20 protein-coding genes are annotated in these 22,723 nt (G+C 35.9%); 18 read left to right on the forward strand and 2 right to left on the reverse strand.

Annotated elements, in window-relative coordinates:
• Positions 1–39: 39 nt before the first annotated feature.
• Both RRY75_RS04115 and RRY75_RS04120 read right to left on the reverse strand, forming a co-directional pair.
• Complete coding sequence (locus RRY75_RS04115; RefSeq protein ID WP_332492673.1) at positions 40–552, reverse strand: Gx transporter family protein; 513 nt, start codon at positions 550–552, stop codon at positions 40–42.
• 11 nt (positions 553–563) lie between these two features.
• Complete coding sequence (locus RRY75_RS04120; protein WP_332492671.1) at positions 564–956, reverse strand: NusG domain II-containing protein; 393 nt, start codon at positions 954–956, stop codon at positions 564–566.
• A 191-nt stretch (positions 957–1,147) separates the two neighbouring features.
• Between RRY75_RS04120 and RRY75_RS04125 the strand changes: the two genes are divergently transcribed.
• The 18 genes from RRY75_RS04125 (at position 1,148) to RRY75_RS04210 (ending at position 22,707) form a co-directional block, all read left to right on the forward strand.
• A complete protein-coding gene (locus RRY75_RS04125) occupies positions 1,148–1,594 on the forward strand; it encodes an RrF2 family transcriptional regulator (RefSeq protein ID WP_332492669.1) in 447 nt (148 codons plus the stop codon).
• Between the two features lie 50 nt (positions 1,595–1,644).
• Entirely contained in the window at positions 1,645–2,823 is a 1,179-nt protein-coding gene (gene nifS, locus RRY75_RS04130; RefSeq protein WP_332492667.1) for a cysteine desulfurase NifS, read from the forward strand.
• A gap of 43 nt (positions 2,824–2,866) precedes the next feature.
• Positions 2,867–3,322: a Fe-S cluster assembly scaffold protein NifU gene (nifU, locus tag RRY75_RS04135; protein WP_332492665.1), complete on the forward strand. Its 456-nt coding sequence runs from the start codon at positions 2,867–2,869 to the stop codon at positions 3,320–3,322.
• A complete protein-coding gene (mnmA, locus tag RRY75_RS04140) occupies positions 3,315–4,397 on the forward strand; it encodes a tRNA 2-thiouridine(34) synthase MnmA (protein WP_332492663.1) in 1,083 nt (360 codons plus the stop codon). Before nifU ends, mnmA begins: the two co-directional genes overlap by 8 nt.
• Positions 4,398–4,682: 285 nt before the next feature.
• Positions 4,683–6,368, forward strand: coding sequence for a Na/Pi cotransporter family protein (locus RRY75_RS04145; protein WP_332492662.1), 1,686 nt, complete (start codon positions 4,683–4,685; stop codon positions 6,366–6,368).
• 163 nt (positions 6,369–6,531) lie between these two features.
• Entirely contained in the window at positions 6,532–7,563 is a 1,032-nt protein-coding gene (locus RRY75_RS04150) for a sugar-binding transcriptional regulator (protein ID WP_332492660.1), read from the forward strand.
• Positions 7,564–7,637: 74 nt separating this feature from the next.
• Positions 7,638–8,651 (forward strand): type I glyceraldehyde-3-phosphate dehydrogenase, encoded by a 1,014-nt coding sequence (gene gap / locus RRY75_RS04155; protein WP_332492658.1) that lies wholly within the window; start codon positions 7,638–7,640, stop codon positions 8,649–8,651.
• 145 nt (positions 8,652–8,796) lie between these two features.
• A complete protein-coding gene (locus RRY75_RS04160; RefSeq protein WP_332492656.1) occupies positions 8,797–10,038 on the forward strand; it encodes a phosphoglycerate kinase in 1,242 nt (413 codons plus the stop codon).
• Positions 10,039–10,211: 173 nt separating this feature from the next.
• Entirely contained in the window at positions 10,212–10,958 is a 747-nt protein-coding gene (gene tpiA / locus RRY75_RS04165) for a triose-phosphate isomerase (protein WP_332492654.1), read from the forward strand.
• A gap of 26 nt (positions 10,959–10,984) precedes the next feature.
• Positions 10,985–12,520, forward strand: coding sequence for a 2,3-bisphosphoglycerate-independent phosphoglycerate mutase (gpmI, locus tag RRY75_RS04170; protein WP_332492652.1), 1,536 nt, complete (start codon positions 10,985–10,987; stop codon positions 12,518–12,520).
• A 356-nt stretch (positions 12,521–12,876) separates the two neighbouring features.
• Positions 12,877–14,196: a phosphopyruvate hydratase gene (gene eno, locus RRY75_RS04175; protein WP_332492650.1), complete on the forward strand. Its 1,320-nt coding sequence runs from the start codon at positions 12,877–12,879 to the stop codon at positions 14,194–14,196.
• Positions 14,197–14,367: 171 nt separating this feature from the next.
• Complete coding sequence (locus RRY75_RS04180) at positions 14,368–16,062, forward strand: M3 family oligoendopeptidase (RefSeq protein WP_332715765.1); 1,695 nt, start codon at positions 14,368–14,370, stop codon at positions 16,060–16,062.
• A 94-nt stretch (positions 16,063–16,156) separates the two neighbouring features.
• Positions 16,157–16,393 (forward strand): preprotein translocase subunit SecG, encoded by a 237-nt coding sequence (gene secG / locus RRY75_RS04185; protein WP_332494176.1) that lies wholly within the window; start codon positions 16,157–16,159, stop codon positions 16,391–16,393.
• A 236-nt stretch (positions 16,394–16,629) separates the two neighbouring features.
• Positions 16,630–17,259, forward strand: a complete 630-nt coding sequence (locus tag RRY75_RS04190) for a cytidylate kinase-like family protein (protein ID WP_332494178.1) — start codon at positions 16,630–16,632, stop codon at positions 17,257–17,259.
• Between the two features lie 159 nt (positions 17,260–17,418).
• A complete protein-coding gene (gene rnr / locus RRY75_RS04195; RefSeq protein WP_332527892.1) occupies positions 17,419–19,593 on the forward strand; it encodes a ribonuclease R in 2,175 nt (724 codons plus the stop codon).
• Positions 19,594–19,951: 358 nt separating this feature from the next.
• Positions 19,952–20,995 carry an ABC transporter ATP-binding protein gene (locus RRY75_RS04200; protein WP_332494181.1) on the forward strand — a complete coding sequence of 348 codons (1,044 nt, stop codon included), beginning with the start codon at positions 19,952–19,954 and terminating at the stop codon, positions 20,993–20,995.
• Positions 20,989–21,867, forward strand: a complete 879-nt coding sequence (locus tag RRY75_RS04205; RefSeq protein WP_332494182.1) for a carbohydrate ABC transporter permease — start codon at positions 20,989–20,991, stop codon at positions 21,865–21,867. Before RRY75_RS04200 ends, RRY75_RS04205 begins: the two co-directional genes overlap by 7 nt.
• Before the next feature lie 12 nt (positions 21,868–21,879).
• Positions 21,880–22,707 (forward strand): carbohydrate ABC transporter permease, encoded by an 828-nt coding sequence (locus tag RRY75_RS04210; RefSeq protein ID WP_332494184.1) that lies wholly within the window; start codon positions 21,880–21,882, stop codon positions 22,705–22,707.
• Positions 22,708–22,723 lie beyond the last annotated feature (16 nt).

The raw sequence follows: 22,723 nt of genomic DNA on the forward strand, positions 1-22,723 counted from the left end.
GGTGTTTCCGTATGGAAACACCTTTTTTGCATACAGTTTTTACTGTCTATATAGAGTGAATTTCTTGAAGTGTGTACTAATAAATAAGGCACCCCATCCTATAAAGTAGCCTGAAACAATACTGCTAATGAGTAAGAATGGTGCATAGAAAAATATACCAGGGGTATTTGTAATAAGAACAGCAATAACAAGCTGACCGACAATGTGAAGGATGGAACCTACAATGCTAATGATCCAAATGCTTAAATATTTGCGACAGTACTGATACAGAACAATCATGCCTATATTGCTGAGTAGCCCGCCTGCTAAACTAAAGAAGATAGTGGAGACTTTGCCTGTAATTATAGTGCCTAAGAAAATGCGAAGCAATAGTACGGTTAAAGCTTCTCTGGGACCGTATAAGATAAGGACTGCCAGGGAAACCATATTAGCAAGTCCTAACTTAAGTCCTGGAATGGGGGCGATAGGTGGGATCTGTAGTTCGATTATGAAGATAACAAGTGCAATAGCACATAATAAACTTAAGTAGACCATTTTTTGAACTTTACTCATAGAGACTCCTTTTATTCAACAATTGCGTCAAGCTCTAGAGGTTTATCAGTAGCTTGAATTTCTATAACAACACCATTAGGCAAGCAAACGGCAGGTAAAAGACTATTTGAAATATAGCCCTGACTTACACAAAGTTGGTCTGGACAGTTAGCTTCAGTAAAGCCGATTTGACCAGGTTCAATATGGATAGTATTAAGACCACCTCGTTTGTTGTCAATGGAGATACTCTCGGGTGCAGTAACCTTAGATAAATCGATTTCACGCATAACTTTTCCATCTAATTTAATTGTTGCAATCTGAGTGCCAGTAGGCTCGTAATTCATGATGAGTAAAATAGCGATAACACATAAAGCTACAATGATACCGATGGCACCAATGATAATTTTATTCATATGCTTATTCATTTTTAAAACAACCTCTCTTGGAAAAAATATCATATATTCACCTATCAGTATAGACAAACATTAAGGGGTTTATCAAGGGTTAATAGGAACACACTACTATAGCATAAAAAATAATAATTGACAAACAAAAATGGGAGTGATATGCTGAAAATGTAATTCCTACAAAATAACTAGGAATTGGAGGCGAGAGTATGAAATTATCTACTAAAGGTAGGTATGGACTCCAAGCAATGGTTGATATTGGGGTTTATGCAAAAGAAAAACATATTTCTTTAAAAAGCATAGCTGAGCGGTTAGATGTATCAGAGAACTACTTAGAACAGCTTATTGCATTACTTAAAAAAAATAAACTTGTTACAAGCATACGCGGTGCTCAAGGTGGATATACCTTGGCAAGAACTGCTAAAGATATTAGTATAGGAGAGATCCTACGTACTTTAGAAGGGTCACTAGCACCTACAGATTGTACTTGTGAAGGTGGCAAGCATTGTGAAAGAAATACAAGATGTGTCACCAGACCTGTATGGGAGAAGATTAGAGACGGCATCAATGATGTGGTAGATGGTATATCCTTGCAGGAACTTATAGACGATTATGAGTCTATAGGCGATAACTCATGTAATAAATTTTATATGTAATTTTATATAGATAGAAATTCTACTTATTTATAAAGTTGGGAGTGTTGAAAATGGATAGAATATATTTAGATCATGCAGCGACCACACCAGTGAAACCAGAGGTATTAGAAGCAATGATGCCTTACTTTACACAAAGCTTTGGGAATCCATCAAGTGTGTATCAAATTGCTCAAATTAATAAAAAAGCTATTGATGATGCAAGAGAGACTGTAGCTAATCTCTTAGGTGCTCATCCAAATGAGATTTTCTTTACAGCAGGTGGAAGTGAATCAGATAACTGGGCAATCAAAGGTATTGTAGAAGCCAATAAAAATAAAGGTAACCACATTATCACAAGTAAGATTGAACACCATGCGGTACTTCACACTTGTGAATATCTTGAAAAGCAAGGTTATGAAGTAACTTACTTAAATGTTAATGAAAAGGGTCAAATTGACCTAGAAGAACTTAAAGCAGCTATAAAAGAAAATACTATTCTTATTACAATTATGTATGCAAACAATGAAGTTGGAAGCATTATGCCAATTAAAGAAATTGGTCAAATTGCTAAAGAACGTGGTGTTGCATTCCATACAGATGCTGTGCAAGCAGTAGGTCAAATAAGAATTGATGTAAAAGACCAAAACATTGATGCACTTTCTATGTCAGGACACAAAATCTATGGACCAAAAGGGATTGGGGTACTCTACATTAGAAGAGGACTTAAAATCACAAATCTTATCCATGGTGGTGCCCAAGAAAGAGGTAGACGTGCTGGAACAGAAAATGTACCAGGTATTGTAGGTCTTGCAAAAGCAATAGAACTTGCATATACAGACTTTGATGACAAAGTTGTACGTATTCAAGGACTACGCGATAAACTTATAAATGGCGTTTTAGAGGCTATTCCTTATGCCAAACTAAACGGAGATCCAGTTCAACGTCTATCAAACAATGTCAACATTGGATTTGAATTTGTTGAAGGGGAGTCACTTCTTCTTCTGTTAGATATGAATGGTGTAGCAGCATCTAGTGGTTCAGCTTGTACATCAGGATCATTAGATCCTTCACACGTGCTATTAGCCCTTGGCTTACCACATGAAAAAGCACATGGTTCACTCCGTATGACTTTAGGTGAGAAAACAACAGAAGCAGAGATTGACTACGTACTTGAGAAATTACCAACAATTGTACAACGTATGAGAGATATGTCTCCATTATACGAAGATTTTCTTAAAGAAAACAAATAATAAGTTATAAAAATAAGATAAAACTATTAACGAGGTGAAAAATATGTATAGTGAAAAAGTAATGGATCATTTTATGAATCCACGTAATGTAGGTGAAATTGAAGATGCAAGTGGTGTTGGTACAGTAGGTAACGCTAAATGTGGCGATATCATGAAAGTATACCTTAAAATTGAAGATGGCCTTATCGAAGACGTTAAGTTCAAAACTTTTGGATGTGGCGCTGCGGTTGCAACAAGCTCAATGGCTACAGAACTTGTAAAAGGTAAAACAATTCAAGAAGCTTTACAAGTAACAAACAAAGCAGTTATGGAAGCGCTTGATGGACTTCCACCAGTAAAAGTACACTGCTCAGTTCTTGCAGAAGAAGCACTTCAAGCTGCACTTTGGGATTATGCCACAAAAAATGATATTAAAATTGAAGGTTTAGAAGAACCTAAAGAGACAGATCACCATGACCACGGACATGATGATGAAGAGGGCGAAGCTTGTCATGCCTAGTAGTAAAGGTAGAGTAGTTGTTGGAATGTCAGGGGGGGTAGACAGCTCAGTTGCTGCCTACCTTCTTAAAGAACAAGGCTATGAAGTTATTGGAATGACGATGCAGATTTGGCAAGAAGATGCACCAGAAGACAGTGACGGGGGATGCTGCGGTCTTTCAGCTGTAGACGATGCAAGACGTGTCTGTCAAAAGCTAGATATTCCACACTATGTAATGAACTTTAGAAACGATTTTAAGAAACATGTTATAGACTATTTCATTGAAGAATATGAAAAAGGTCATACACCTAATCCGTGTATAGCTTGTAATAGGTATGTAAAATGGGAGTCTATGCTTCATAAATCTCTCCAAATTGGAGCAGATTATATTGCAACGGGGCATTACGCACGCATTGTAAAAGATGAAGTAACAGGACGCTATGCCTTTAAGCTTTCTAAGACAATGGCAAAAGACCAAACTTATGCATTATATAACTTAACACAAGAACAGTTAAAGCATACACTGATGCCACTAGGAGACTATACAAAAGATGAAATACGTGCTATTGCCAAAGAGATTGGACTTACTGTAGCAAGTAAACCAGATAGTCAAGAAATCTGCTTTGTACCAGATGATGATTATGCAGGTTACATTGAACGAGAGACAGGCAAGAAGCAACAAAAAGGTAAGTTTGTTACAAAAGAAGGAAAAGTTTTAGGTGAACACAAAGGTATTATTCACTATACCATTGGACAGCGCAAAGGACTTGGATTATCTTATGGCAAGCCACTTTTTGTATCTAAAATTGACCCCGTTAACAATACTGTTGTTGTAGGGGATAATACAGACTTATTTACTTGTGAAGTCTATGCAAATAAGTTAAACTTTATGCCGTTTGAAAAGCTAGAAGGTAAGATGGAAGTAGCTGCTAAAATTCGTTACAGCCATCCACCACAAGCATGTACCATTGAAATGATAGACGAAGAGACTATTAAGTGTACTTTTAAGGAGCCACAACGTGCAATTACTCCAGGACAAGCACTTGTTATTTACGATGGTGACATTGTAGTAGGTGGCGGTACTATCATTAGATAAATAATACAAAATTTTACAAGGTGTGAGAAAGCTGTTCAGTCAGTAATTTCATGCCTTTTTTCGTATTTGAAGATATATTTTATCTGTTTTAAATAGGGCTCTAAATTAATAGAATAATTAATTCTTTTATTTGATGAATTTAACACATAGTCTATATTTTGGGGATAAATAATGAAGATATAGGGTAAATTGTACAAATTAATGTGAAGTGTAAATGTAATTGTTGTATGGCAAAATAGTTCGTGTTAGAATGTCCCTGTATGAAAACAACATGGGAGGATACCGATGGATATTAATGTATTTCAGATAGCTCTAGCATTTCTTGGTGGTTTTGGTCTTTTTATGTTTGGGATGGACTACATGGGAGAGGGACTTCAAAAAGCAGCTGGTAGCAAAATGAAGAATCTTCTTAGTGCCTTAACAAGTAACCCATTCTTAGGTGTTGCTGTAGGTGCAGGTGTCACAGCTATTATCCAAAGTTCGTCAGCAACCACAGTAATGGTTGTAGGTTTCGTTAATGCAGGCCTTATGTCTTTAAGACAAGCCGTTGGAGTTATTATGGGTGCCAATATTGGTACAACAGTAACAGCTTGGATTGTGTCTTTAGGAGATTGGGTGTCATTCTTAAAACCATCTACAATAGCACCACTTTGTATAGGTATAGGTGTTATTATGGTTTTATTCTGTAAGAAACAAAAGGTAAAACAAGTTGGCCAAATTGTATTTGGCTTTGGTGCACTTTTCTTAGGACTTGATCTTATGGGGGATGCAGTGAAACCAATTAGTCAACTAGAGTCTGTTAAACAGCTTTTCGTAAGCTTGGGTGCAAATCCTTTCTTAGGTATTTTAGTCGGAACAATTGTAACAGCCGTGATTCAAAGCTCATCAGCGTCTGTAGGGATTTTACAGACACTTGCATTAAGTGGTCTTGTGCCATGGAACACAGCTATTTATATTATTTTAGGACAAAATATTGGTACAACAGTGACAGCTATGCTTTCTAGTATTGGAGCAAGTAGAAATGGTAAGCGTGCAGCTGTAATACACTTGCTTTTCAATGTCATAGGGTCGGTAGTGTTTGCGATTATAGCAATTGCAGCATTCGGTGGACTTATGCCAAAACTTGCGACATTTGGTACATCGCTTATTGATCCAACGAAGATTAGTGTTGTTCACAGTATCTTTAACATCTTAAACACACTTTTATTATTCCCATTTGCAGGTCTACTTGTAAAAATTGCAGAGAGACTTATACCTGATACAGGGGAAGAAGAGAATGAAAGTGAGCTTAAACATCTAGATGAACGTATTCTTGAAACACCATCTTTTGCTGTGCAAAATGCAATTAAAGAAGTTGTACGTATGGGTGAAATGGCAAGTCATAATGCCAAAATGGGTATGGAAGCTATCTTTGAAAAAGATGAAACTAAGATTCAAGAAGTATTCAAAAGAGAAAAAGTTATTAATCAATTACAACATGGGATTAACCATTATTTAATCAAGCTCTCTAATTTGCCAATTTCAGAAAATGAACATGGTGTTGTCAATAGTCTCTTCCACACTGTGAGTGATATTGAACGTGTAGGCGACCATGCAGAAAACTTAGCAGAACTTGCCGAGATTCGTATAAGAGATGAAGTAGAATTCTCTGAAAGTGCAATGAAAGAATTAAAAACAATTTCAAGCTTAGCAATCAAATGCTTTGATACAGCACTTCAAGCTTGTGAATTTGATGATCGTGCTATAGCAAAAGAAGTACAACCAATTGAACAACAAGTGGATCAATTAGAAGAAGATTTAAGAGCAAGACATATTAAACGTCTTTCAGAAAATAAATGTAGTTCTATGGCAGGAGTAGTATTCTTAGATTCAATTAGTAACTTAGAACGTATTTCTGACCATGCATCTAATATTGGGAATTCTGTGTTAGATGAAAAGAAAATTTATATGGCTAGTGAAACAATGGTATAAAATACATAAAAACGTACAAGATTTTCTTGTGCGTTTTTGCTTTATCTAAAAAAATTGTTAAATTTTTAATAAAGTCTTGAAAAATCATGTATAAATGGATAGAATGTAGGAGTGGGAACAAAATAAAATAACGGGGCGGAAAAAGTCCCGCAAGGTGATTGAAATGAAAGATACCATGCTAAGACTAGAACAAATTATCCCCGAAGGTATGCAAGATTTTAAAATAAGGTATGCTGTCTTACAAACAATTTTGGAAAATGAGCCTATAGGTCGAAGACTTCTTGCAAACCTTACTACATATTCAGAACGAACGATTCGAACAGCTACAGATTTACTTAATAAGCAAGGGCTTATAGAAGTAGCACATAGTGGAATGATTGTGACCACAAGTGGCAAAGTGTTGTTAGATGAGTTATACGAGCCATTACAAACGCTCCATGCACTAAGTGCACTTGAAAGTGAAATAGAAATATTAATAGGTGCTAGAAAAGTTACGATTGTTCCAGGGAATGTAGACCAAGATGAAAGTGCCAAATGGCAGATTGGGAAGGCGGGAAGCAATTTAGTATTAAGTTTATTAGGTGAGGATGATGTTGTTGCTATAACAGGAGGCAGTACTATTGCTAAAATGGTAGAGCTTATGCCTGCAAAGCAGAAAGAACCCACTCGTACAACAATCATTCCAGCTCGAGGAAGTATAGGCAAACGTATGGAGTATCAAGCTAATATATTAGCGGGAGAATTTGCGAAAAAGATTAATGGAAAGCATGAAGTTTTAAATATTCCAGATAATTTAAGTGCAAATTCTATTGAAACAATCAAACAAGAGCCTCATATCCAAAAAACATTGCAAAAAATGGCAAAATCAGATATGATTATATTGGGTTTGGGCGATGCTATGAAAATGGCTAAAAGACGGAATGAATCACAAGAAGTTATCGCGCTGCTCCAACATAAAGGTGCTGTGGCAGAAGCTTTCAGATATTACTTTGATGAAAAAGGTGAAGTCATCTATAGTGCAACCAATATTGGGTTGGATTTAGAAATGGTTAAACGTATTTCAACAAGAGTAGTACTTGCAGGTGGTTCGTCAAAAGCAGTGGCATTATTGGCTACAAAAGAATTACTTAAAGACAGTTACCTTATTCTTGATGAAGGAGCTGCCAAAAAAATGATAGAGGTATCAATTCGCTAGTTAGGTTACATACTAATGAAAGCGCTTTGTATATAAAAAATAATATTCATAGTTATTTTAAGGAGGATGTATCAATGGCTGTAAAAGTAGCAATTAACGGTTTTGGACGTATTGGACGTCTTGCATTTAGACAAATGTTTGGTGCTGAAGGATATGAAGTAGTAGCAATCAACGACTTAACAAATCCTAAAATGTTAGCACACTTATTAAAATATGATTCAGCTCAAGGTAGATATGCTAAAGCTGAAACAGTAGAAGCAAAAGAATCTTCAATCGTAGTAGATGGTAAAGAAATCAAAATCTACGCTGAAAGAAATGCTGCAGATCTTCCATGGGGAGAAATCGGTGTAGACGTAGTTCTTGAATGTACAGGATTCTACGTATCAAAAGAAAAATCTCAAGCACACATCAATGCAGGTGCTAAAAGAGTTGTTATCTCAGCTCCAGCTGGTGACGACCTTCCAACAGTTGTTTTCGGCGTAAACGAAAACATCTTAACAGCAGAAGATACAATTATCTCAGCTGCTTCATGTACAACAAACTGTTTAGCTCCAATGGCTAACACATTAAACAACATTGCTAAAATCGAAAAAGGTTTCATGACAACTATCCATGCTTGGACAGGTGATCAAATGACTTTAGACGGTCCTCATCCAAAAGGTGACTTAAGAAGAGCACGTGCTGCTGCTTGTAACATCGTTCCTAACTCAACAGGTGCTGCTAAAGCTATCGGTCTTGTTATTCCAGAACTTGCTGGTAAATTAGACGGAGCTGCTCAACGTGTACCAGTTCCAACAGGTTCTTTAACAGAATTAGTTGCTGTAGTAGACGGTAAAGTAACAGCTGCAGACGTTAACGCTGCAATGAAAGCTGCTGCTACACCATCATTCGGTTACACAGAAGAAGAATTAGTATCAACAGATATCATCGGTTGCACATACGGTTCATTATTCGATGCTACACAAACAAAAGTAACTGAACTTGGCGACAAAACTTTAGTAAAAGTTGTTTCTTGGTATGACAACGAAAACTCATACACAAGCAACATGGTTAGAACAATTAAATACTTTGCTGAACTTAGCAAATAATTTATTGTAAACAAGATCCTAAAAGGGTCCGGTCTTGTAAGGATTATAGGACCGGCCCTTTTTTCTTTGAAAAAAATTAAAATCTTATCCATTTTAATTCACATATAAATTTAAAATCAAACACATATTGAAAGGAGCAACACAAATGTTAAACAAAAAAACAGTTGAAGATCTTAAAGACCTTCAAGGCAAAAAAGTATTAGTACGTTGTGACTTTAACGTACCTCTTAAAGAAGGCGTTATCCAAAACTATAACCGTATCGATGGTGCACTTCCAACAATCAAAAAATTATTAGAACAAGGTGCAAAAGTTATTCTTTGCTCACACCTTGGTAAACCAAAAGGAGAAGCTAAACCAGAGCTTTCTTTAGCTCCAGTTGCTGCGGCTCTTACAGAAAGATTAGGCTTAGATGTTAAATTCGTTGACGACGCACAAGTTACAGGTGAAGCAACACAAAAAGTTGCTGCTGAACTTAAAGATGGCGAAGTATTATTACTTCAAAACACACGTTACAGAGCAGAAGAAACAAAATACGGTAAAGATGAAGCTGCTGTTAAATATGCAGAAGAATTAGCTGCTCTTTGCGAAAACCAAGTATTCGTAAACGATGCTTTCGGTACAGCTCACCGTGCACACTGTTCAAACGTTGGTGTAACAAAATGTTGTAAAGATAACGTAGTAGGTTACTTAATGCAAAAAGAAATCAAATTCTTAGGCGAAGCTGTTGAAACGCCAGTTCGCCCATTCGTAGCTATCCTTGGTGGTGCTAAAGTTTCTGATAAAATTGCTGTTATCAATAACCTTCTTGAAAAAGTGGATACACTTATCATTGGTGGTGGTATGGCGTACACATTCCTTAAAGCTCAAGGTCAAGAAGTTGGTAACTCACTTCTTGAAGAAGACAAAATGGATTACGCTTTAGAAATGGTTAAAAAAGCTGAAGAAAAAGGCGTTAAACTCCTTCTTCCAGTTGACCACGTAGTTGGTAAAACATTTGCTAACGACACAGAAAGAGCTGTAGTAGAAACAATCGAAGCTGGTTGGTCAGGATTTGATATCGGACCAAAAACAATTGAAATGTACGAAGCTGCTTTAGCTGGTGCTAAAACAGTTGTATGGAATGGACCAATGGGTGTATTCGAATTCGAAAACTTTGCAGCAGGTACGCTTGCAGTATGTGCCGCTGTAGCTAACCTTGAAGATGCTACAACAGTAGTAGGTGGAGGAGACTCTGTAAATGCTGTTAAACGTCTTGGTTTCGCTGATAAAATGAGCCATATCTCAACAGGTGGTGGAGCATCTTTAGAGTTCTTAGAAGGTAAAGAACTTCCAGGTGTTGCTGCAGCTGATAATAAAGGTTGCGGATGCAACTGTGGATGTAAATAATCCAAGTTAAACATAATAAAGCTTAAATTATTTATAAATAATTTAAGGGGTAGTGCGAGTACTCTATCTCTTTCATGAGCTAGAGTATTCGTCACCTCTATTCATAACTTACAAATTTTAACTTTCTTTATAAAAGGATAAAAGTCATTAGTGACTTAAAAAGGAGATTACTTATGCGTAAAAAAATCGTTGCAGGTAACTGGAAAATGAACATGACTCCAGCTACAGCTGTAGAACTTATCAATTCACTTAAAAATGAAATTAATACAAATGAAGTTGACGTAGTAGTATGTCCTCCATATGTATGTCTTCCAGCTGTACTTGAAGCTGTAAAAGATACAAACATTGCTGTAGGTGCTCAAAATATGCATTTCGAAGAAAACGGTGCTTACACAGGCGAAATCGCTCCAAGCATGTTAGTAGAACTTGGTGTTAAATATGTAGTAATCGGTCACTCAGAAAGAAGACAATACTTCGCTGAAACAGATGAAACAGTTAACAAAAAAACATTAAAAGCTATTGAACACAACTTAGTACCAGTTGTATGTGTTGGTGAAAGTTTAGAAGAAAGAGAACAAGGTGTAACAATCGACCTTGTACGTCTTCAAACAAAAATCGCACTTAAAGATGTAACAGCAGAAGATGCTAAAAAAGTTGTTATTGCATACGAACCAATCTGGGCTATCGGTACAGGTAGAACAGCTACTTCAGCTCAAGCAGAAGAAGTATGTGCTGCAATCCGTCAAGTTGTTGCAGAAGTTTACACACAAGAAGTTGCAGACGAAGTTCGTGTACAATACGGCGGTTCTGTAAATGGTGCTAACGCTAACGAGTTATTCAACATGGGCAACATCGATGGTGGTTTAGTAGGTGGAGCAAGTCTTAAACCAGAATTTGCTTCAATCGTTAACTACAAATAAGACCCTCTTTTAGAAGGAGATTCAAAATGGATAAACAAACAACTTTACTCCTTATCCTTGATGGGTTTGGACTTAATGATTTAAAAGATGGCAATGCCATTGCAAATGCTAAAAAACCAAACATTGATGCAATCATGGCAAAATACCCTACAGTACCAGGCTACGCAAGTGGTATGGCGGTAGGTCTTCCAGATGGACAAATGGGTAACTCAGAAGTAGGTCACCTTAACATGGGTGCTGGACGTATTGTATACCAAGAACTTACACGTATCACAAAGGCTGTTGCAGACGGAGATTTCTTCGAAAACGAAGCATTAGTGGGTGCGATGCACAATGCAAAAAATAATGATAAAGCACTTCATTTACTTGGACTTTTATCAGATGGTGGCGTACATAGCCACAATACACATGTTTACGCACTTTTAGAAATGGCAAAGAAATTTGGCGTTGAAAAAGTATATGTACATGTATTCTTAGATGGCCGTGACACAGCACCAACTTCAGGTAAAGACTTTACAGCTGAACTTGAAGCTAAAATTAAAGAAATCGGTGTAGGCGAAATCGCTACAGTATCTGGTCGTTACTATGCTATGGACCGTGACAACAGATGGGATCGTGTTGAAAAAGCATACGATGCAATCGTTAACGGAAAAGGTGAAGTAGCAACTGATGCAGTAACTGCTATTGCTGATTCTTATGCTCAAGAAGTAAACGATGAGTTCGTACTTCCAACAATTATCACTAAAGATGGTGCGCCAGTAGCAAAAGTAGAAGAAGGCGACTCAGTAATCTTCTTTAACTTCCGTCCTGACCGTGCACGTGAACTGACTCGTGCATTCTGTGATGATGCATTCAAAGGATTTGAAAGAGATAGAGTGAAAACTCACTTTGTAACTTTCACACAATACGATATTACAATTGCCAATAAGGAAGTAGCGTTTACACCACAAACACTTACTAACACATTTGGTGAGTACCTTGCAAATACAGGTAAAACTCAACTTCGTATTGCTGAAACAGAAAAATATGCTCACGTTACATTCTTCTTCAACGGTGGTGTAGAAGAACCATACGCAAACGAAGACCGTGTACTTGTATCTTCTCCAAAAGTTGCAACTTACGACCTTCAACCAGAGATGAGTGTATTTGAAGTATCTTCTAAATTAGAAGATGCAATTCGTTCAAACAAATACGATATGATTATTTGTAACTTTGCTAACCCAGATATGGTAGGTCATACTGGGGATATGGATGCAGCAATTCGTGCAATCGAAGCTGTAGACAAAGCAGTAGATGATGTAATTACTGCGATCGAACAAACAAATAGCTATGCATTTATCTGTGCTGACCATGGGAATGCAGAACAAATGAAAGATTATGAAACAAATGGAGCTTTCACAGCACATACGACTAACCCAGTACCATTTGTACTTGTAAACTACAAAGAAGGTGTGACACTTAAAGAAGGCGGCAAGCTTGCTGACATCGCACCAACTTTACTTGAAATGATGGGTATGGAACAACCAGCAGAAATGGATGGGGAATCTTTACTCGTTAAATAATGTAAGTGATTGTATGTAAGCATGTGTAAGTCGTAGAAAAGACAGATAGAAGTTACTTGAACCAAAGCACTAGGTAGTCTTGAAGGAGTATGGCCCAGAGGGATGACATAGCGATTTAGGAAGAAATGAAGCACAAGATAACGTAGTGACTTTTGTAAGAATAAGACCGTAGTAATAAAGATATTAAAAGGGTACTGAGCGCTTCTAGGTAAAGATACTTTATGGGCAAGATAAAGTATCTGGATAAGTAAAGATGATAATCTTGCATAATAGTTAGTGGTTTCTCGTATGATTTACATGGAAAGTGGATAGAATAGAACACGATAATCATGTAGGCCGAAAGGAGTCATATGCATATGAAAGGTTACATTGAGATTTTGGATGTGTTTGCAAGAGAGGTGTTAGACTCTAGAGCGAATCCAACAGTTGAAGTAGAAGTAGTCGTTGAGGGAGATTACGTTGGGCGCGCCATCGTACCTTCAGGCGCTTCTACAGGTGAACTAGAAGCCATAGAGCTTCGTGATGGAGATAAGTCTAGATACTTAGGGAAAGGTGTACAACAAGCCGTTAAGAATGTCAACGATATCATTGCGGAAGAAGTTATAGGTATGAATGCCCTTGATCAGGCTGCAATAGACAAAATTATGATTGACTTAGATGGCACGCCAAACAAGAGTAAATTAGGTGCAAATGCTATACTAGGTGTTTCTATGGCAGTGGCAAAAGCAGCTGCAAAGGCACAAAGCATGCCTCTTTATCAATACTTAGGAGGTATCAATGCAAAAGTGCTTCCCGTACCTATGATGAATATCTTAAACGGTGGTGAGCATGCCGATAACACAGTAGACCTTCAAGAATTTATGATTATGCCAGTAGGGGCAACTTCCTTTAAAGAAGCACTTCGTATGTGTGCTGAGATTTATCACACACTGAAAAAAGTACTTAATGACAAAGGTTTAGCTACAGGTGTAGGTGATGAAGGTGGTTTTGCACCAGACCTTGCAACATCAGAAGAAGTTCTGAGCCTTATTGTAGAAGCAATCACAAAAGCAGGTTATAAACCTGGAGAAGAAGTACGTATTGCAATGGATGCTGCAGCATCAGAACTTTACAATGATGCAGACGGCAAGTATTATTTCAAAGGCGAAAGCAAGATGAAAGGTACTGAAATTGTGCGTACATCAGAAGAAATGGTAGATTACTACGAAAATCTTGTAAACCAATTCCCTATCATCTCCATTGAAGATGGTTTAGGTGAAAAGGATTGGGAAGGCTGGGCACTCCTTAGCGAAAGGCTAGGAGACCGTATACAGCTTGTTGGGGATGACTTATTTGTAACCAATACAAAAATCCTTGAAAAAGGTATTCTTAAAAAAGTGGGCAACTCTATTCTTATCAAAGTGAATCAAATCGGTACACTTACAGAAACCTTTAATGCGATTGAAATGGCAAACCGAGCAGGCTATACATCAGTGGTATCGCATCGTTCTGGGGAATCAGAAGATGCGATTATTGCAGATATAGTAGTAGCGGTTAATGCAGGTCAAATTAAGACAGGGGCGCCAGCACGTTCTGACCGTACAGCGAAATATAATCAACTTCTTCGTATAGAAGAAGAACTAGATGAAGTAGCAGAATATAGAGGTCTTCGTTCTTTCTTTAACCTCACTAGATAACATAACACTCTTAAGACGAAGACTAAGTTTAGAATTAAAAATGCGACGAATAGTGAATAAGCCTAAAAGTTAAAATACTTTTAGGCTTATTTTTTGCTAGTTGTTAGATAGAGTAGATTCATTTATAATAAAATTATGAAAACTTATAGGTTTAGAAAGGAATTAAAAACTATGAAATTCTCAGAGCTTAAGTATGAAAGACCAGATTTTGAAGTATTTAAAAGTAAGTTGGAAGTGATGACAGAAGCGGTTGCAAATGCCACTAGCAGTGAAGAGCAAGTTGCAAAAATCAAAGAGGCACATCACTATATCAATGAAATCTACACATGTAATGATTTGGTAGAGGTGAGACATTCTATTAATACCAAAGATGCCTTTTATGAACAAGAAAGTGAATACTGGGATGAGTATATGCCTCTTTACTTAGAACAAATGAAAGCACTTGAAAAAGTCCTTTTAAACTCATCTTATAGAAACGCATTAGAAGAAACTTTTAGCAAACAATATTTTGATATTCTAGAAAATGGAGAGAAAACTTTTTCTAACCTTATTTTAGAGGAAATGCAAGAACTCAATAAACTTACAACTGAGTATGATAAGTTGATTGCTTCAGCAGAAATTGAGTTTGAAGGTGGAACGTATAACTTATCAAGTATGCGCCCATTTATGATTGCAAAAGATAGACAGACGCGTAAGTGTGCAAGTGAGGCCTATTATAAGTTCTTTGAAGAATATGAAGCACAATTTGATGCCATCTTTGATAAAATGGTCAAAGTACGTGATAGACAAGCTAAGAAACTAGGTTTTAAAAACTATATAGAGTATGGCTATCATATGATGAATCGTACAGACTATAATGAAGAGATGGTTAAAGTTTTTAGAAAGCAAGTATTAGAAGAAATTGTACCTGTAGCAAATAAGCTTTATGACAAACAAGCAAAAAGATTAGGGCTTTCTAAACTAAGTTATTATGATATTGATTTTGTGTTTGAAACAGGTAATGCAACACCAAAGGGAGATGCACACTTCATCTTAGAAAATGGGAAGAAGATGTATAGTGAACTTTCACCAGAAACAAAAGAGTTCTTTGACTTTATGACAGAAAATGAACTTATGGACTTAGAGACAAAGCCAGGCAAGCAAGCAGGTGGATATTGTACGCTTATATCTTCCTACAAAACACCATTCATTTTTGCAAACTTCAACGGTACTTCCGGAGATGTGGATGTCTTGACGCATGAAGCAGGACATGCTTTCCAAGTTTATAATTCTCGTTGGATAGATGTGCCAGGCCTATACTTCCCAACTTATGAAAGTTGCGAAATTCATTCTATGAGTATGGAGTTTATCACATGGCCTTGGATGGAAAATTTCTTTGGGGAAGATGTAGACAAATATAAGTATGAACATTTAAGTAGTGCAATCAAGTTTATTCCTTATGGAATCGTAGTAGATGAATTCCAACACATTGTCTATGGAAATCCAGAAATGACACCAGCAGAGCGTAAGGCAGCTTGGCGTAAGCTAGAAAACCAATATTTACCACACAAAGATTACAATGAATGTGACATTCTAGAACGTGGAGCATGGTGGTTTAAGCAAGGCCACATATTTGCTTCACCATTCTACTACATTGACTATACATTAGCTCAAATTTGTGCCCTTCAATTTTGGAAAAAAATGAACGAAGACCGTGAAAAAGGATGGGAGGACTACCTTAAGACTTGTAAAGTCGGAGGGACAAAATCCTTCTTAGAAATTGTAGAAATTGGTGGGCTTATTTCACCATTTGCTGATGGCTGTGTTAAAAATATTATTGGTGATATTGAAAGTTATTTGATGGCAATAGATGACAGTAAATTGTAAGAAAAGCGTGATATATCGTTTATTGCAATTTAAACAAGCCTATGCTATGATAGAATAAGTGTAAAACGTATGAAGGTAAGAAGGAGGCAAAACCATGGATATTTTAAAAATGGTTCTTACAGGTGTTTATGTGCTCGCTGCACTTGCAATTATTGTTGTTGTATTACTTCAAGAAGGTAAGTCAGCAGGTCTTGGCGCAGCATTTGCTACAAACCAAGAGAGTTACTGGAACAAGAACAAAAAGCATACTTTAGAAGGTAAGTTTGAGACATGGACAAAGATTACAGCAGGACTCTTTGTTGTATTAGCAGTTGTCTTAACACTCATCTAATACATTCAATACGTAGTAAGCAAAAAGCTCTCCATTTGGAGAGCTTTTTTGATAGGATAAATCACGAACTTATAGGAAGAGTAAGAGATATTGTTAATTTTGAAATTTAATATAAATTTATTTAATATACTAATAAAGATGCGAAAATTGTAGATTTGGTATATAATATATTAAAGGATAAAATAATGCAATGTAAAAACATAATAGAGAAAGTTATATAGAGTGGAGGGGTTAGTATGAAACAACCAGTTACAATTACAATCAATAGAGAATTTGGAAGTGGTGGCAGACTTGTTGGGGAAAAGTTAGCAGAAGCTTTAAATATGAAATTTGTAGATAGACTTATACTTACTGAAGCAGCTAAATTAATGGGGGTTACAGAAGAGCACCTTAAGGGATTTGATGAAAAGGCACCGTCTATTTGGCAAACTTCAAGTATCAATATGGGAAGTTACCATGGTATGGCTGTACCTTGTTACTTTTATAGCTTAACGAATAATGACCTTTATGTGACACAGGTGAATTTGATAGAGAAGATGGCAAAAGAATCCTCATGTGTTTTTATAGGACGTTGTGCTAACAAAATATTAGAAGATCATCCACGTACGGTTTCAGTTTTTTTACACGCAGATAAAGTATTTAAGAAGACCATGATTCAAGAAGTTTACCACTTCACAAAAGTAGAGAATATCGAAAAGGAAATGAAGCGAGTAGATAAGGAACGTTCAAATTACTATACAAATTACACAGGATTTAAATGGAAAGATGCCACACAATATGATTTGACAATTGATACAGGGACACTTGGCATTGATAATACAGTTAAATTGATTCAATCTTATATAAAAATGAAATTTGATGCTTAAAAATTAGGAAGAGGTCTACACTAATGATGGTGTAGACCTTCTTTTATGAGAATATAATCATTTAATATTAATTTTATTAGGTAGAGTGTAATAAAAATTAGTATAGATGTTAAAAATAATATATAATAGGCTTTGAAGCAATATGGAAGAGGTGACTTAATGTCCAAAAAGGATTATGAAACAATTTACGAAACACGTAAACAAAAAATATTAGAATTTATCGGATTACCACAGTATCAACCCCTTAAAATAAAAGAGTTTATGATGTTTTTTCATGTATCACAAGAAGATAGACCTATTTTAGAAAAAATATTAGAAGATCTCATTGCCGAAGGTAAACTACTTCGTAATAAAAGAGGTAAATTTGTAGTCCCAAAAACTTTGAATTTAATGACAGGTACTTTTACGGGGCATGCCAAAGGATTTGGATTTGTGACAGTAGAGGGTGAGGAAAAAGATATTTTCATCTCAGCAAGCAATGTCAATGGAGCGCTCCATAAGGATACAGTTATGTGCCGCATCACAAAACCAGCAGTAGGGGACAAACGCGTTGAAGGTGAAATTATAAAAATTATTGAACGTGGTCCACAATGTATTGTTGGAAGATATGAAGAAAGTCAAAACTTTGGGTTTGTCATTGCAGATGAAAACAAATATGCCAGAGACATCTTTATTCCTAAAAAATATTCAAAAGGTGCTGTAACAGGGCATAAAGTACTTGTTGAAATTATTGACTGGGCAGAGGAAAAGCGCAATCCAGAAGGTAAGATTATATCTATTTTAGGGCATATCAATGACCCAGGAGTAGATATCCTATCTATTATCTATCAGTTTGACTTACCAACTGAATTCCCAGAAGAAGTGATGAAAGAGATAGAAGATGTACCAGCTGAAGTCGCAGATAGAGATAAGAAAGGGCGTCTAGATCTTAGACATGTACCTATGGTAACGATTGATGGGGAAGATGCTAAAGACTTAGATGATGCCATCTCCATTAGAAAGTTAGACAATGGTCACTTTGAACTTGGGGTACACATAGCAGACGTGACGCACTATGTACAAGAAAAGTCACCACTAGATAAGGAAGCCCTTGAAAGAGGCACAAGTATTTATCTTGTAGACCGTGTAATCCCTATGCTTCCTCATAAGTTAAGTAATGGAATCTGTTCCCTTAATGCAGGAGTAGACCGTCTAGCACTAAGTTGCTTAATGGAAGTAGATGCTAATGGGCATGTACAAGGGCATAAAATTGCAGAGACTGTTATTAAAATTGATGAGCGTATGAGCTACACACAAGTTAAGAAAATTTTGATGGATCATGACGAAGAGCTTATTACAAGATACAAAGACTTTGTACCAATGTTTGAAACAATGGAAGAGCTTGCAGCAATCTTAAGAGAGAAACGTATAAAAAGAGGTGCTGTAGACTTTGACTTTGAGGAAACAAAGGTCATTTTAGATAAAGACGGTCATCCAATTGATATCAAGCCTTATGACCGTAACGTAGCGACACGTATTATTGAAGAGTTTATGTTGCTTTGTAATGAAACCATTGCAGAGGACTACTTCTGGCAAGAAAAGCCTTTTGTATACCGTACCCATGAGGACCCAGATCCAGAAAGGATTGCATCTCTCAATGAGTTCTTGACTAACTTTGGTTACAACATGAAGGGGCAAGCAAAGACACATCCAAAAGATATGCAAAAAATCTTAGAGATGATAGAAGATAAACCAGAAGAAAATATCATTAGTCGTTTATTATTACGTTCTATGAAGCAAGCACGTTACAGCGGGGAATGTACAGGACACTTTGGTCTTGCAGCTAAGTACTACTGTCATTTTACATCACCTATTAGACGTTATCCAGACCTTCAAATTCACCGTATCATTAAGTACAACTTACATGGTAAGATGCAAGGTGAGAAAGAACAAAAGATGTTTGACCATGTAGATACTGTTTCTAAACAATCTTCTCTACGTGAAAGAAGAGCAGAAGAGGCAGAGCGTGAAACCATTAAGCTTAAAAAGGCTGAATATATGGAAGGCTTTGTGGGAGAAGTATTTGATGGTGTTATTACAGGTACTACTTCTTGGGGTGTTTATGTAGAACTTCCAAATACAGTAGAAGGTTTAGTCCATGTGAGTGAGATGGATGATGACTACTACATTTATGATGAGCCAGGTTTAAGATGGATTGGAGAGCATACTAAGAAAGTTTATAGACTAGGTGATCCTGTAAAAGTAGAGGTGTTAAATACCAATCGCCTTACTCGTACAGTAGACTTTAGATTTGTAGATGAGGAATTAGAAGAAGATGTTGAAATCAAAAAATAAGAATAGTCTAAAGTGAATAAGCAATGTAAAAACGTGCAAAATAGATAGAGTTGCACGTTTTTATTTTGCCTTTTTATGATAAAGAGTTGAAATGGGTAAAAAAACTTTAATTTAATAACATGAAAAAGGGAAAAAGTTATAATACTAACAAATAAAGAAATAGAAGTGTCATAAAATAAGTGTTACACAAGACAAAGGTTGGAGTAGCATATAATTTGGAACATTATTCATGAAGTGATTGACTTTATGGAAACCATCTATTAATATAAGATACGTATATAAAAAAGATGACATATGTCATGAATTAGCCAATCTAATATGAACTTTAACAACATTATAACAAATGAGGTGCGAATAAATGGGAATTAGATTAGAAAATTTAGTAGTAAAATTTGGAGATTTTACTGCTATTAATGACTTAACTATCCAGATTCCAAAAGGTAAGTTAATTTCATTACTTGGACCATCAGGATGTGGAAAGTCTACAACACTTTTTACAATTTGTGGAATTCATAAGCCTGCAAGTGGAAAAATCTACTTTGGTGAACGTGATGTAACAGGCCTTGAACCAGAAAAACTAGGTATAGGTCTTGTATTCCAAAACTATGCACTTTATCCACACATGACAATAAGAGAAAACATTTTATTCCCTCTTAAAAACTTAAAATGGGATAAAGAAGTAGCAGAAAAACGTGTTATAGAAGTAGCAAAAATCGTTAAAATTGATGGTTTGTTAGATCGTAAACCAGGTCAACTTTCAGGTGGGCAACAACAACGTGTGGCGATTGCGCGCGCCCTTGCAAAAAAACCAGAAAATCTCTTACTTGATGAGCCACTTTCAAACTTAGACACAAAGTTAAGAGTAGAAACACGTCAAGAAATTCGTCGTATTCAACAAGAAACAGGTGTAACAGCTATTTTTGTAACCCATGATCAAGAAGAAGCTATGAGTATTTCTGACCAAATTATCTTAATGAAAGATGGACGTATTCAACAAGTTTCTACACCAACAGAGATTTACATGAATCCATGTAATAAATTTGTGGCCTCATTTATTGGTAGTCCAGCAATGAACTTTATTAGACTTGACTTAAACAATGGAACTGCAAAGGTAGATCACTGCGTATTTAATGGACTTCCAACAAATAAAAAATCTGTAGACTTAGGCTTTAGAGCAGAAGATATGGAAGTAAGTGAAGAGGGATTTGAAACAGTTGTTGAAACTGTTGAAGTTTTAGGTCGTGAAAGACTACTTACCTTAGGATTTAAAGGTGAAACCTTCAAAATGCTTGTAGACAAAGAGTTTATGATTGAAGAGGGGACAACACTTAAAATAAGACCTAAAGTAGGTAAAGCTTATGTATTTGATACTGAAACAGAGGAGTTCATTACAAAATGCTAAACAAAAAAGGAAGTAAAAGTTATAAAGGTTATTTATACTTATTACCAGCCCTTGTGATTTTAGGTGTATTCGTATTTTATCCTATTATCAATGCCATTGTATTCAGCTTTGATGAAACAAAAGCAGCAGGTTATTCTTTTGGGTTTGGTAGCTATGGGTATTTATTTAAAGATAAAAGATTTATTCAATCGCTTCTTAACACAGTTGTATATGCGGCGATTGTACCTTTATTATCTGTAGGATTAAGTTTAATTCTTGCAAATGCATTAGCAAACTTAAAAAATGAAAAAATAAAAGGTGTATTCCAAAGTATCTACTTCTTACCTTATGTAACAAGTCTTGTAGCCATTGGTGTTGTATGGTCATGGCTATTCAATAGTCAATATGGGATTATTAATCACTTATTAGGACTTATAGGGATCAACCCTATTAACTGGCTTTCAGACCCTAATTGGGCTATGCCTGCTTTAGTTATTTTTGCTGTATGGAAGAGTTTGGCATTCAATACCCTTATTTTAACAACAGGTATTGCATCTATTAATCCACAATATTACCAAGCAGCTAAAATTGACCAAGCGACAAATAGTACTATCTTTAGAAAGATTACAATACCATTAGTATCTCCAATTATTCTTTATACTTATATCATTAGTTTAATTGCTGGTTTCAAAGTATATACAGAAGTATTTGTTCTCTTTAATGGACGTACGCTTAATGGTCGTATATCTACAGTTGTAATGTATATTATTGATAGATTCTACGGGGACCAAGACTTCCCACTTGCCTTTGCTGCAGCAGTTGTGTTACTTGTTATCATTTTAACAGTAACACTTATCCAAAGAACTATTGCAAGTAATAAAGTTCATTATTAAAAGGAGAACGCTATGGAAAAGAAAATGAACCTAAAAGTAGCACTAAAATATTTTCTACTTACAATCTTTGCTATTGTAACGTTATTTCCATTCTATTGGATGATAGCGTCCTCATTAAAGTCAGGATTTGAAGTGATTCAAACACCACCTACACTTATTCCAAATGAGTTTATGTGGAACAATTACAGCGTTGCCTTAACAATGGCACCATTTGGCAGATACTTTATCAATACACTTATTGTCACAGCATTAAGTATTATAAGTTCAGTTATTATTGCCATTTTATCAGCTTTTGCTTTTTCACATCTTGAGTTTAAAGGGAGAGACTTTATTTTCTCACTTTTTTTAGCTTCTATGATGATTCCAGGAGAAGTACTAATTATTACAAACTTTAAAACAATCTCAGCATTAAGATGGATGGATACGTACCAAGCCTTAGTAGTACCTTATATGGCAAACGTACTTTATATTTATATGTTAAGAGAATTCTTCTTAAAAATTCCAAAGCAACTTTACTTTGCAGCTAAAGTAGATGGTGCAAATGACTGGAAATTCCTATGGCGCATTATAGTGCCAATGGCAAAAGGGTCAATTATTACAATTTGTATACTTGTAGGGATTAACTCATGGAACTCTTTCTTATGGCCACTTCTTGTAACGAATAAAGAAAGTATGCGTCTACTTTCTAACGGTCTTACAGCATTCCAATCAGATGCAGGAAATCGTTATGAATTATTAATGGCAGCATCGACTATTATTACATTACCAGTTATGATTGCTTACATTTTCTTACACAAGAAGATTATGAGTGGTATTTCAGTAGGCGGCGTTAAAGGTTAAAATTTATATAAAATTA

The organism is Niameybacter sp., assembly GCF_036655075.1.
Classification (GTDB): Bacteria; Bacillota; Clostridia; order Lachnospirales; family Cellulosilyticaceae; genus Holtiella.